Genomic DNA, 13,156 nt, shown 5'->3' with positions numbered 1-13,156 from the left:
AAGCAATGTCTGTGCAAGTCTGGCTCGTGTTCTGCTTGGCCTGTGCCATTCTTTTCACACTGCCCTCACTCATCTCGTTCAAGGTCGCCAGCTACGCTTCCATTCGTGGCAAGCGCGCCACGGTCGCTGCCGTCTCAGGCGCAACGCTTGGCATCGTCACCACCGTCACCGCCGCGTCCATCATCGTGGTCGGCGTCGAGCTGATGCCGTCGTCTCTCATCGATATCCTGCGCTGGACCGGAACCGCATGGCTGATGCTGTTCGTTCTCTGGACAATCGCCACCCCCGCTGCCCGTGAAGCCAATGCCGATAACGACAATCTGCGCGGAAAATCCTTCGGCACCGTGTTTTCCGATTGCTTCGTGACGGCTGCCCTGCGCCTGCGCTATTTCGGCTTTTTCGTCGCCTTCCTCATGCAGTTTTTGAACGGCACACGCGATGTGGCTGAAATGGTCACGCAGATGCAGGCTGTCCTTCTTCTCATCGCGCTTGTCTGCCTCAGCCTGCAGGCGGTATTCGCACGCTTTACTATCACATCCGTGCGGCGCATGTCTGTTTCCAAAAAGCCGGCGAATTCAAAGCGTAAGAGCTTTATTGCCGGTCGCGCCGTCACGGCGGGATACCGCAAAATCGCTGCATAAGAATTTGCTACTCAGTCCCCGCTTGCCCGAAACCTTACGATAGGTTAATGATCGCGCCACAGGGACTGCCCGTTTCGCTTGAATCTGGGCTTGAGACCGGCAGTGCAGTTAAAGGCGGCAGAATGAAAATTTCAGGCAATTTTCGTCGAAAATCGGCGCTGTTTCTGTCGTCCACCATGGGCGTGGCGCTCACACTGGCAGGATGCACCAGCGTCGAATACAGCCCCCGCCCGCAGATGACAGCGGTTACACCAGCATCTGAAAATACCGCCAGCCAAACACCCGCTACCACGCAGGAAGCTTCAGCACAGCCCGCTTCCGCCACCACCACAGCATCAGCAACGGCGCCCGCAGCTCCTCAGCTTGCCGCAGCAACCACCACCAATCCATTGCCGGCCGCCACCGCCCTCAAGGGTGGCCGCGTCGCACTTCCCCCAGCGTCCGAAATTGCAGCCGCAGCAGCCATCAGCGCGCAAATGCAGCCCCCTGTCACGCCGGTAGCACTTGCTGCACCAGCCGCAACAACCTCTGCCGCCGCAGCCGTCACCCAGCAGGCCGCTACCAGCGCCGCTCTTCCTCAGGTCGTCGCCCTCAAGGGTGGTTTTCCGGCAGCGCCAAGCGCGCCAGGCACACCCTCAGCGGCCGCCATTCCGCTGACGGAAGAAATGATGAAGCAGCAGAGCGTCATTCCTGTGCCAAAGCCGCAAGGCGCGATGTTGGCCTATGCGTCTGCTCCGCAAAACGCAGCCCTTGCCGCCATCAGCACCCGCGAAGGTCTAACAACATCTCCATTGGCCACCGCCCTGGGTGGACGTCAGCAGCTCAGCGGTCTCATTACCAAATATGCAACGATGTACGATGTGCCGGAAGATCTGGTCCACCGTGTGGTCATGCGTGAAAGCCGTTACAATCCGCGCGCCATCAACGGCGGCCACTTCGGCCTGATGCAGATCAAGCACGCCACAGCCCGCTCCATGGGCTTCGATGGCCCGGCCTCCGGCCTCTTCGACGCAGAAACCAACCTGAAATATGCTGTGAAATACCTGCGCGGCGCATGGATGGTGGCCGATAACGACCGCGACAATGCGGTTCGCCTCTATGCGCGCGGCTATTATTACGACGCCAAGCGCAAGGGCATGCTGCACGTTCTGCGCAAGTAATCCTGCCGCTCCATATTTCTGCATCTCCCCACAGGTCGGGAGATCGGTTCTTCGCATCCTCTCAGCCATTGACCGCCGGTCTCCCCATCCGTGGGGAAGGCGTTCTGTTGCGTAAATCTACGCCCGGCTTGCCCATACACACCCGTCATCAAACTGTTGCGTCCCGCCGCTAAACGCCTCTGAACCGAATGAGAGGTGGAATCAGATGACGAGTGTGGCGCCAAAGACCGGTTTCAGCAAAAACGTTAAGCTCAAGAGTGCCCTCCTCCAGCACAAGGCCCTGTCCACCAGCGGCCTTTCGGAACGCCTCTTCGGCGTGTTGTTCTCCGGTCTGGTCTACCCGCAGATCTGGGAGGATCCTGATGTCGATATGCGCGCCATGGAGCTGCGCGATGGCCACAGCATCGTCACCATCGGTTCCGGCGGCTGCAACGTTCTGGCCTATCTCTCCCGCAATCCATCGCGCATCGATGTGGTTGATCTCAATCCCCATCACATTGCGCTCAACAAGCTGAAACTGGCCGCATTCCGGCACCTTCCCAACCATGGCGATGTCGTTCGCCAGTTCGGCGTGGCTGATGTGCGCTCCAACAGCTCCGGTTATGACCGCTTCATCGCCCCCAATCTGGATGCGCAGACCCGCGCCTATTGGTCCAAGCGCACCTTGAGTGGCCGCCGCCGCATCACTGTCTTTGATCGCAATATCTACCGCACTGGCCTTCTGGGCCGCTTCATTGGCGTCGGCCACGTGCTGGCGCGCCTGCACGGCGTGAAGCTGACGGATATGGCCAATGCCCGCTCCATGGATGAGCAGCGCCAGTTCTTCGATCAGAAGGTCGCCCCCCTGTTCGATAAGCCAATGATCCGCTGGCTGACGAAGCGCAAGAGCTCGCTCTTCGGCCTCGGCATTCCGCCACGCCAGTATGATGAGTTGGCAAGCCTGTCGCACGGCAACACCATTGCCCCAGTTCTGCGCCAGCGCCTTGAGAAGCTCGCCTGCGATTTTCCGCTGAAGGAGAATTACTTCGCCTGGCAGGCCTTTGCGCGCCGCTACCCGCAGTCCCAGGAAGGCAATTTGCCGGATTATCTGCGCAGCGATTATTACGAAGCCATCCGCGAAAACGCCTCGCGCGTCTCAGTCCACCACGCCACCTTCACCGAGCTATTGGCCTCCAAGCCAGCCTCCTCGGTAGACCGTTACGTGCTTCTGGATGCGCAGGACTGGATGACAGATACGCAGATCAACGAATTGTGGTCGCAGATCAGCCGCACAGCGGCACCAGACGCCCGCGTCATCTTCCGCACCGCCGCTGAGAAGAGTGTCATCGAAGGCCGCCTGTCGCCTGACATCAGCGCGCAATGGACCTATCTGGCCGAACGTTCGCAGGAGCTGAACGCAAGTGATCGCTCCGCCATCTATGGCGGCTTCCACATCTATCAGAGGGCACAGGCATGAAGAGCATCGGCGATCACATCAGCCTTGGTGATGTCAACCACGCCAACCTCATGGACAAGATGTACCGCAACCAGCGGCACATCTATGATCTGACGCGCAAATACTACCTTCTGGGCCGCGATACGACCATCGCCAAACTCGATGTTCCCGTGGATGGCACTCTACTGGAAGTCGGCTGCGGCACAGGGCGCAACCTTTTGCGCGCCGCGAAACATTTTCCAAGCGCAAAGCTCTATGGTCTGGATATCTCGTCGGAAATGCTGACCACCGCCAGCGAGAACTTCGGCAGCCACCGCGAGCGCCCCATTCTGCGTGTGTCTGATGCCACCACCTTCAAGCTATCAGAATTTGGCCGCGCCACCGGTTTTGACCGGATCATGATTTCCTATGCGGTCTCGATGATCCCGGATTGGGAAAAGGCCGTGGAACGTGCCTTGTTGGCACTGGCACCAGGCGGCTCCCTGCACATCGTGGATTTCGGCCAGCAGGAGCATTTGCCAACCTGGTTTCGCAGCCTGCTTCAGGCATGGCTTGCCAAATTCCACGTCACCCCCCGCGCCAATATGCGCTATGTGCTGGAAACGCTAGCGGGCAGCCACGGTGCAACGCTGGAGTTCGAACCGATTGCTCGCGGCTATGCATGGCGGGCAGTTCTGACACTTCCCAAAGCCTGAAACGGCCTGACATCCGCGTGAGATAACGGAAATCGAAGGGGTCGGCGCTTGCCATAACACCTTGTTTACCCTGTTATGGTAAATGAGAGATTACGGCGCGCCCTTCTCCGGGCAGCGCGGACTGCCATTCGTATTTCTGGGATTATCATGCAGCGGCTTCTTCCGGCTATCTTATCGACCGTACTGCTGCTCAGTGGCTGCACGTCCACCAGCTACGATTTCCTCGAAACAGCGTCTTTGGCCCAGCCACGTTTCAAGGATAATGACCCCCACGAATTCGGCTCCAAATCCCCCCACAAGCATGAGGTGCATGGCATCGATGTGTCCAAGTGGAATGGCGAAATCGACTGGAGAACGGTGCAGAAATCCGGCGTTTCCTTCGCCTTCATCAAGGCAACCGAAGGTACGGACCGTCTCGATGCCCGCTTCCATGAATATTGGCGCAATGCGTCCGCCGCTGGCATTCCGCATGCGCCCTATCACTTCTACTATTTCTGTGCGACAGCCGATGCGCAGGCAGACTGGTTCATTCGCAGCGTTCCAAAGGAATCCATGAAGCTGCCGCCCGTGCTGGACGTGGAGTGGAACCCCTCCTCCCCCACCTGCAAGACGCGCCCCGCACCCGAAGTGGTGCGCTCTGAGATGCTGAAATTCATGCGCCGCATCGAAGCGCATTATGGCAAGCGGCCCATCATCTACACAAGCGTGGATTTCCACCGCGATAATCTGGTCGGCCAGTTCAAGAACTACCCTTTCTGGGTCCGCTCCACCGCCGCCCACCCGGCAGAAATCTACAGCGACCGGCAATGGTCCTTCTGGCAATATACCGGCACCGGCGTCATCCCCGGCATCAGCACCCCCACAGATATCAACGTCTTCGCTGGCTCCGAGAAAAACTGGCGTCAATGGATGGCGTCTGTCAATCAGGCAAGAAACTAACGGGTCAAAACCCAATCAACCATGATATCATTCTAGGTTTGAAAGGCAGTGACGTGCTCAATCCAGTGATGAACAATACAAAATGGAACGAGCTCGTGTTGGAGATGGACGAGCTAACGCCGAGCCCGGCATGGAGCACGCTTAGTATGAACGGCCACAACTACGGGCCTGATCGGGATTGGTTGTACCACTTTACAGAAGGCGGTTACGAAGACATTGTCTACGTCGATATTCACGTGGAAACACCCATGCAGCGTGAACTTGTCCTATCCGCACTCAGGAAAGTGCATGTGCCGGGTGAGGAAACGTCCGCAGGCTTTCGTGTATTCGGCCAAGTTCAGAATGGCCAGGGCGTCGACTACATTTGAATATTGCCCGCAGGACTGATTGAGGCACAGCCGCAGGGATAGAACAATGGCGAAACCAACAGCCAACGATAACGCGCTACCGCGCGTAGAATGCTCGACGTGGGTCGAAGTTGAAACGAAGATCAGCGAACTTGCCGCTGAATCACCCAACCTTGCCCAGAAAACACTCGAAAATGCACGGCTTTTCGCGAGGTTTGCCCCAGGGTTATATCAGACACCCGACGAGATTGGGTTGGGGTATTGGCCTACAATCTGTTTTATCTGGTCGTCGACGGTTCCGCCGATAGAGATCGAGATATTCGAAGATCACTACGAGTTTTACAGTTTCTCTGAGGGAGCGACCGACATTCAGCATGTGGCACATACGTCGGGAAACTTTCCCGAAGCCTTAAAGCTGCTTCTCGACGCGGCTGTATCCCAGACGCTCTGAGTGGAAATCAATAGCTAACTTTGTCAACTCAGCCTTAAGGGTCTCGGTGACCTTGATTTTCCTAGAAATTGTGGCAGATCACGTGTGAAATATTCGCATGTCCGGGAAACAAAACGTCACGTGGGGCTTTTCCCCGTGTCTGCTCACGCTTCTGCCACAAATTTTGGCGAACGCAGGGTCACAAGCTCACTCGAGGTATTTTAATGTCCAGCTTTTCCCCCCGCAGCATAGCGCTTGCTGCCACTCTCCTGACATTGTCCTGCGGCTCTGCGCTCGCTGTCACCCCCGCGGTCTCGCCAGATGATCCAAAGCAGGTAGCCTGCGGCGGCGACCTCGCGACGTTCCTTGCTGGCGTAAAGACTGACGCGGTCGCCAAGGGCGTGCCAGCAGCTGCCGTTGACAAGGCGCTATCAGGCGCGCAGATCGACGAAAAGGTTTTGTCACGGGACCGCGCCCAGGGCGTTTTCCGCCAGACCTTCCTTGAATTCTCCCAGCGCACTGTCAGCCAGGGACGGCTGGATATGGGCCGCAAGAAGATCCAGGAGTTCAACACCACCTTCAAGCGCGCTGAAGAAGAATTTGGCGTTCCCGCAGGTGTCATCGCCGCTTTCTGGGCCATGGAAACCGATTTCGGAGCGGTTCAGGGGGACTTCAACACCCGCAACGCACTGGTCACGCTGGCCCATGATTGCCGCCGCCCGGAACTGTTCCGCCCGCAGCTGATCGCGCTGACCGAAATGGTTCAGCACGGCGATCTCGATCCCGCCACCAACACCGGTGCATGGGCAGGCGAAATCGGCCAGGTGCAGATGCTGCCAAAGGACATCATTGCCTTCGGCGTGGATGGTGATGGCGACGGCCATGTCAACGTCAAGGCCAGCAGCCCGGATGCCATCCTGACGGCAGCAAAATTCATCCAGCACCTCGGCTTCAAAAAGGGCGAGCCATGGATCGAGGAAGTTTCCGTACCGGAAAACCTCCCGTGGGAAAAATCCGGTCTCGGCGGCACGATGACAGCGGGCGAGTGGTTCGACTTAGGCGTTGCTCCTAAGAACGGTGACAAGGCGTTTGCCGCCCTGCCCGCATCGCTCATCCTGCCACAGGGTCGCAAGGGCCCGGCCTTCCTCACCTACCCCAACTTCAACATCTATCTGGAATGGAACCAGTCCTTCATCTACACCACCTCGGCGGCCTATTTCGCAACCCGCTTCATGGGCGCCCCTGTCTACGCCAAGGGCAACCCGGAGCCAGGTCTTGATGATGCCGCGATGAAGGAACTTCAGACCAAGCTCGATGCCAAGACGCATGATGTCGGCAAGATCGACGGCATTCTCGGCTCTGGCACCCGCATCGCGGTCCAGCGTGAGCAGCAGCGCCTCGGCCTGCCCGCAGATGGCTGGCCAACCCGGGCCCTGCTGGACGCTCTTTAAGAACTTCAGTACACAGATTCCATCACATTAAGACAAACGGCCATGGCATTAACCATGGCCGTTTACGTTTTTTCACAATATGCACTCAATTTTACAGATCGTAATATAAGTTGTTTTTCAATGGATTGGCGCCAACGCCCTGAAATTGTGGCCGTTTTTGTGTGCGCCGCAATATAGATTTCGCTTTTCAACCGACACAAAAGGGTCATAATGCTTACTGTCAACGTAAAGGAGGCAGAGCATGGGACTTACAAATTCTCTTAATGCCTTAGCAGTTGGTGTGGCGTTCGCGTTTATCGGAGTGATGTTGTTCATCTGACACGCACCTTGGGGTTGTCGCCCACATCAAGCAGTTGATTATCAATCAAAGCAAAAAGCGCAGGTTTGGCAAAACCTGCGCTTTTTTCATTCCGGCAATTTGAAAGTCCACACCGCTTACGCGGCTGACCTGCGCAGCGGACGATAGCCCACATTTTCCAGAACAGCATTCACCAGCGGTGCGCGGTTCATGGTGTAGAGGTGGAATTCGTTGATACCGCGCCGTTGCAGGTCAAGGATCTGCTCGGCAGCAACATCTGCCGCAACCTTCGCCCGGCCCACCACATCATCGTCGTAACCGGCAAAACGGTCATCCAGAAACGACGGAACACTGGTGCCGCAACGGCCGGCAAACCGCTTCAACTGCGTCAGGTTCTGGATTGGCATGATGCCCGGCACCACGGGAATGGTGATGCCCGCCTTCGTCACGCGCTCCATGTAGCGCTCGAAAATATCATTGTCGAAGAAGAACTGCGTCAAGGCACGGGTCGCACCATTGTCAGCCTTGCGCTTGAGCATATCGATATCGACAGCATCGCTTTCGCTTTCCGGGTGCTTCTCGGGATAGGACGAAACCGAGATTTCGAAATCACCCAGTTCACGCAGCCCGCGCACCAGCGCCGCTGCATTCTCATAGCCCTCAGGATGCGGCTTGTAATCGGTGCCAACACCCGTGGAAGGGTCGCCACGCAGCGCCACGAAGTGCTTCACGCCCGCGTCCCGAAACTCGGCCACCACGTCATGAACGTCCTGCTTGCTGGCATCCACGCAGGTCAAGTGCGATGCGGTCGGCAATCCGGCAACGGAAATCATCCGCTGCACCGCTTGCAGTGTCGGCGCCTTGGTCGTGCCGCCTGCGCCATAGGTCACAGAAACGAAGTCCGGGTTCCAGCGCGCCAGTTCTTCAACCGTTTCCCACAGCTGAACATCCATGTCGGCACTTTTGGGCGGGAAAAACTCGAAGGAAAGCTTGAAGCTTTCGTTCACATTGCGGTCTGTGTCGGTCTTTGTCATCTCATGCCCTCCCGGCGGAAAGAAGCGGTGCGTCCATCGTCTCCTCGCCAGCCATCAGCAGGCGCGGATCGCGCGCGACCCATATTGTAACGTCAAGCGATTGGGCAGACGCATTTCCCGAATGCAGGTCAACAGCCGTTTCGGGCTTCAGACCGGTCTTTTTCAGCCACTCTTCCATCGTCTGGTGGGAGAAGCCGAGGCGCACATGTGCGTGCTCTTCCCGCAGATATTCCAGCGAATGCGGTGCCAGATCGATAATCACAAGACGACCATTGGGGCGCAGCATGCGCGCAGCCTCGGCAAGTGCCATCTGTGGGTGGTCGAGAAAATGCAGAACCTGATGCACCACCACAAGATCGAAATCCTGGCTTTCCAGCGGCAGGTTCAAGATATCGCCATGCCGCACGGAAGCATGCGCCACCCCGGCCTTGTCCAGATTGGAGCGGGCAACCGCCAGCATGTCACGGCTGGCATCGATGCCAATGGCGCGGCGGTAGATGCCGCTAAAAAGCTGCAAGATACGGCCCGTACCGGTGCCGAGATCCAGCATGGAATCAACCGGTGTTGTGCCGATGAGTTTTTGCAACGCACCTTCTACGGCGTCATCACTCACATGCAGACGGCGAAGCTCATCCCAGGCAGACGCGTTGCGAGCAAAATAATCCTGCGCCCGCTCGGCTCGCACCCGTTTGACAGCTGAAAGCCGCTCGGAATCCCGCAAAAGCACGGCGTCATTGCGTGACGCAGCCGCCAGCAACTGCTTCACCATCTCGGCAGCAATGCCATCCTGCTTCAGCCGGAAATAAGCCCATGCGCCTTCCTGATAACGGTCAATCAGGTCTTCTTCAGCCAGCAGCTTGAGATGGCGGGAAATGCGCGGCTGCGATTGCCCCAGAATTTCCGTCAGGTCCGTCACCGTCAGGTCGCCCGCGCCTAAAAGCGCAAGCAGCCGAAACCGCGTTGGCTCGCCCGCCGCCTTCAAAAGCCCCACCAGATTATCAAGCCCTAGAGCCAATGCATCAACCTCAACTCAATCAACATATAAAGATATCTTTATACGATTTGGGAGGAGATGCAAGATGGCAGAAACCGACAGAGCGACAAAAACCGATCGACACCGCCGCAAGTCCGCACAGGGTTAACAGCCTGCAACAGCGATCTATTTCAGAAGCACAGCTCCCGTACCCTCAGCACCCAGTCTGTCGCCAGGATTACGCAATGGGCAATCTGCCACTGACAGGCATCCGCACCCGATACAACCCTCAAGGTCATCTCGAAGCTGCATAAGCTTGTCGATCCGCTTTTGCAGAGCAGCGCGCCAGGATGTGGCCAGATTGTTCCAATCCTGCGCATTGGGCGTTCGCCCATTCGGCAGCGCGGCCAGTTCCCGGCCAATTTCGGCAAGCGGTATGCCAGCCTGCTGGGCAATCTTGATGATGGCTACTCGGCGCAGCACCTCTCGGGGGTAGCGCCTTTGATTTCCGGCATTGCGCAAAGGCGTCAAAAGCCCCTTCGCCTCATAAAAATGGATCGTGGAAATGGCAACGCCGCACCGCTTGGCAACCTCGCCAACCGACAGCTCCCGATGAATGTTCAATTCCGCCGTCATGCCTCTTGACCTCAACTATGGTTGAGGTCCTATGAACCCTGTCAGCCCATCAATCAAGCACCGCACGAAGGCGCGTTGAACGACCACAGGAGTTGACCCATGATATCCATCCAAGGACTGTATGAGACCCACCTGACCGTTTCGAACCTCGAACGCTCTATCAATTTCTACCGCGATATCGTCGGGCTTGAGCTGGCACACACCATCCCCGAGCGAAACGTCGCCTTCTTCTGGATCGGCGGCCGAGAAACCTCCATGCTTGGCCTCTGGTCCATCCACAGCAGCCCGCTCCAGATCAAGCTGCACATCGCATTCCAGACAACGCTGGATCAGGTCATCGCCGCGCCCACCTACCTGCGCTCAAAAGGGATTACCCCTCAAAGCGGGACCGGAGCAGAGATCGACGAACCCATCGTCTTTCCGTGGATGCCCGCCGCCAGCGTCTACTTCAACGATCCTGACGGCCATCAATTGGAATATATCGCAATCCTGCCAGAACAAGCCCGGCCAGACATTCCGGGCGTAACGACACTCTCAGCATGGAATGAGCGGGCGTAGAGGCTGCGACAGATCTATAGTCTCAAATTTCTCTAGCAATAAAGCCGCTGCATCATGAAATGCGGCGGCTTTATTCTAAGACTCAGAAGTCAGATCAACGTGGTAACGAGTGCCTCAAAACTCTTCCCATTCCTTCGTGGCCAGCGCGGCATTGCCGTGGCTCATTGGCACGCTGCGTGGCGCCGGGCGCGGAGCCGCCCTGCTTGGCGCCGGAGCAACCGAACGTGGCCCCGCAGCAACAGGCTGGGCACGACCCGGTTGTCCCAGCTGGAAATGCGAAAGCAGACCGTTCAGGTTTGCGCTTTCCTGCGCAAGCGATGCACCTGCGGCGTTCATTTCCTCAACCATCGCCGCGTTGCGCTGCGTTGCCTGGTCCATATGGTTCACCGCCGTATTGACCTCCGCAAGCCCAACGGATTGCTCATGCGCGGCTGTCGCGATTGCTTCCATGTGAACATTCACGGACTGAACCAGCTCGGCAATCTCGCCAAGCCCTGTGCCCGTATCATTCACCAGACGCACGCCCTCACCCACCGCAACTGCGGAATTGCTGATCAGCTCCTTGATTTCCTTTGCGGCCTTGGCCGAACGCTGCGCCAACTCACGCACTTCCTGCGCCACAACTGCAAAGCCCTTGCCGGCCTCACCCGCACGGGCGGCTTCCACACCGGCATTTAGCGCCAGAAGGTTGGTCTGGAAAGCGATCTCGTCGATGACGCCGATGATCTGGCCGATCTGCTTTGAGGAGTGCTCGATCCGCTCCATGGCGGCAACGGCGTTGCGCACCACATCGCTGGAGCTGCTGGCCTTTTCGCGGGCGTCGCGCACCACACTGCGGGCCTCAGTAGACCGCTTGGATGTCGCTGTCACATTGGATGTGATTTGCTCCAGTGCGGCAGCCGTCTCTTCCAGCGAAGCAGCCTGCTGCTCGGTCCGCTTGGCCAGATCGTCGGATGCAGAGGAGATTTCGTGCGAGCCGCCCGTAACGGTCGAGACCGAGACGCCGACACTCGCCAGTGTCTCACGCAGTTGCCGAACGGAGCTGTTGAAGTCCCCACGCAACATTTCAAACTGCGATGCCAGCGGCTCGTTCAGCTCACACAGCATATCGCCTGCCGCCAGCCGCTTCATGCTGGCCGCAAAGGTGTTGGTGGCCTGAACAAGACGCGCCTCAGCCTCTTCTTCAGCCTGCCGCTGCATCGTCACGCGCTCTTCTTCAGAGCGCTTGCGGTTAACCTCAGCATCAGCTTCCAACTGCTTGTTGCGAATAGCGGATTCGCGGAAAACTTCCACCGAGCGCGCCATGCCGCCAATTTCGTCCTGCCGACTTGCGCCATCGATTGTGACGTTCAGATCCCCATCCGCAAGTTTGCCCATGCAGCGCGTCAGGATCGAGATTGGTCCTGTCACACGGGTGACAACAATGAATATGCCGGCAATGCCGATCGCCATGGCGACAATCAGAAGCGCGGAATAGAAGATCAGGGACTGAAGATAGGTGGCTTCCTGGGCCGTGGCGAAGCGGTTAAGCTCATCCATTGCCAACGAGGCGACAGATGCGATACTGCCGAGCGCTGCGGTGATCTTTGGGCGCCACTCATCGATGGACACGCCAGCGTTCTCGCCCGCTTTCAACTTGGCGAGGATGCCGGAGCGCCACGTGGCGAAATCGCCCTTGAAATAAACGTTGTCAGCCTTGGTCAACTCGTCCTTCAATGTCTGAGCGACTTCGGGATGGTTGACAAGAACGCGTACGGACTTCCATGCGAACTCGACACCGGCGTCAGCCGTTGTGACGCTGCTCACCTCCGCCGGGTTGAGGCCACGGTTCGCAGCAATTGCGCCATTCACCACAACAGTGCCGGTACCACCCAGTGCGCGGGCGGCCCACGCCTGCGAACGGATTTGAATAAGCGCGACAGAACTCGGGTCCAGGCTGCGCATCTGGCTTTCAATCGCCAGCGAGGTAGTCTCGAGAGAATTGAGGAACTCGGTGCCGAGATCAAGGATGACCTTGTCCATTCCCTTTTCACGCTGGTCCAGTTCGATTGTCACCGCCTGGTCGATCTTCTTTCGCTGCTCCAGAAGACGGTCATAGACGGAGCGCGTAGCGGTCATCGCGCTGGTGATCTCCTTCGTCATGACCCTGTCGGAACCGCCGGTCGCCTGTGAAATGGCTGCATCGACCTTCGCGCGTGACTTCTGGACGCTCTCAAAGGACGCCGCACCGGCACTGCGAGACATCGTCAGCGCAGTCGCACTGTCGCCGCGCTCACTGCGGAAGTTGAGAAGGGTGTTGAACAGAGCGCGATCCAGATTGGCAAGCTCGTTCACCGAGCGGCTGACCTGATACTGCGAAAAGGCAGAATAGGTCGAAGACCCAACAAGACCGCAGAGCAAGATGCTAACGATGAGGAATGCGCTGACAAGAATATTTCGAATCGAAAACATGTAACCCCCAGATTACAAAGCAGCTTATTGAAAATTTATAATTCAAAATCCGCCGGAATTGACGACAATAAACATTGGCCTCTCCGTGCAGACGAGTCGCTGCAGAAA

13 protein-coding genes are annotated in these 13,156 nt (G+C 57.7%); 9 read left to right on the top strand and 4 right to left on the bottom strand.

Annotated elements, in window-relative coordinates:
- The first annotated feature begins 5 nt into the window (after nt 1-5).
- From ACQZ51_RS08290 to ACQZ51_RS08255, 8 genes are all read left to right on the top strand, one after another.
- Nucleotides 6-641 (top strand): LysE family translocator, encoded by a 636-nt coding sequence (locus ACQZ51_RS08290; RefSeq protein WP_448776371.1) that lies wholly within the window; start codon nt 6-8, stop codon nt 639-641.
- Between the two features lie 122 nt (nt 642-763).
- Complete coding sequence (locus ACQZ51_RS08285; RefSeq protein WP_448776370.1) at nt 764-1,801, top strand: transglycosylase SLT domain-containing protein; 1,038 nt, start codon at nt 764-766, stop codon at nt 1,799-1,801.
- Between the two features lie 205 nt (nt 1,802-2,006).
- The gene (locus ACQZ51_RS08280; RefSeq protein ID WP_448776369.1) at nt 2,007-3,257 is read left to right on the top strand and encodes a DUF3419 family protein; all 1,251 of its coding nucleotides are present in this window, start codon (nt 2,007-2,009) and stop codon (nt 3,255-3,257) included.
- On the top strand, nt 3,254-3,931 hold the full coding sequence (locus ACQZ51_RS08275) for a class I SAM-dependent methyltransferase (RefSeq protein ID WP_448776368.1): 678 nt from the start codon (nt 3,254-3,256) through the stop codon (nt 3,929-3,931). The genes ACQZ51_RS08280 and ACQZ51_RS08275 overlap by 4 nt, the downstream gene beginning before the upstream one ends.
- Nucleotides 3,932-4,078: 147 nt before the next feature.
- The gene (locus ACQZ51_RS08270) at nt 4,079-4,870 is read left to right on the top strand and encodes a glycoside hydrolase family 25 protein (RefSeq protein ID WP_448776367.1); all 792 of its coding nucleotides are present in this window, start codon (nt 4,079-4,081) and stop codon (nt 4,868-4,870) included.
- Nucleotides 4,837-5,238: a DUF6678 family protein gene (locus ACQZ51_RS08265; RefSeq protein WP_448776366.1), complete on the top strand. Its 402-nt coding sequence runs from the start codon at nt 4,837-4,839 to the stop codon at nt 5,236-5,238. Before ACQZ51_RS08270 ends, ACQZ51_RS08265 begins: the two co-directional genes overlap by 34 nt.
- Nucleotides 5,239-5,284: 46 nt before the next feature.
- Complete coding sequence (locus ACQZ51_RS08260; protein WP_448776365.1) at nt 5,285-5,668, top strand: hypothetical protein; 384 nt, start codon at nt 5,285-5,287, stop codon at nt 5,666-5,668.
- A gap of 203 nt (nt 5,669-5,871) precedes the next feature.
- Complete coding sequence (locus tag ACQZ51_RS08255) at nt 5,872-7,098, top strand: lytic murein transglycosylase (RefSeq protein ID WP_448776364.1); 1,227 nt, start codon at nt 5,872-5,874, stop codon at nt 7,096-7,098.
- A 435-nt stretch (nt 7,099-7,533) separates the two neighbouring features.
- Here the strand turns inward: ACQZ51_RS08255 and metF are convergent, their stop codons facing one another.
- From metF to soxR, 3 genes are all read right to left on the bottom strand, one after another.
- The gene (gene metF, locus ACQZ51_RS08250) at nt 7,534-8,430 is read right to left on the bottom strand and encodes a methylenetetrahydrofolate reductase [NAD(P)H] (RefSeq protein WP_448776363.1); all 897 of its coding nucleotides are present in this window, start codon (nt 8,428-8,430) and stop codon (nt 7,534-7,536) included.
- A 1-nt stretch (nt 8,431) separates the two neighbouring features.
- Entirely contained in the window at nt 8,432-9,445 is a 1,014-nt protein-coding gene (locus tag ACQZ51_RS08245; RefSeq protein WP_448776362.1) for an ArsR/SmtB family transcription factor, read from the bottom strand.
- Between the two features lie 144 nt (nt 9,446-9,589).
- Complete coding sequence (gene soxR, locus ACQZ51_RS08240; protein WP_448776361.1) at nt 9,590-10,039, bottom strand: redox-sensitive transcriptional activator SoxR; 450 nt, start codon at nt 10,037-10,039, stop codon at nt 9,590-9,592.
- A gap of 99 nt (nt 10,040-10,138) precedes the next feature.
- Here soxR and ACQZ51_RS08235 point away from each other — a divergent pair, with 99 nt between their 5' ends.
- Nucleotides 10,139-10,597, top strand: a complete 459-nt coding sequence (locus ACQZ51_RS08235; protein WP_448776360.1) for a VOC family protein — start codon at nt 10,139-10,141, stop codon at nt 10,595-10,597.
- Nucleotides 10,598-10,711: 114 nt separating this feature from the next.
- On the opposite strand, the gene ACQZ51_RS08230 is transcribed toward ACQZ51_RS08235, so the two are convergent.
- Complete coding sequence (locus ACQZ51_RS08230) at nt 10,712-13,048, bottom strand: methyl-accepting chemotaxis protein (RefSeq protein WP_448776359.1); 2,337 nt, start codon at nt 13,046-13,048, stop codon at nt 10,712-10,714.
- Between the last annotated feature and the right edge of the window lie 108 nt (nt 13,049-13,156).

Source organism: Agrobacterium sp. CG674, from assembly GCF_053521645.1.
This window is presented reverse-complemented; position numbering and strand designations above follow the sequence as displayed.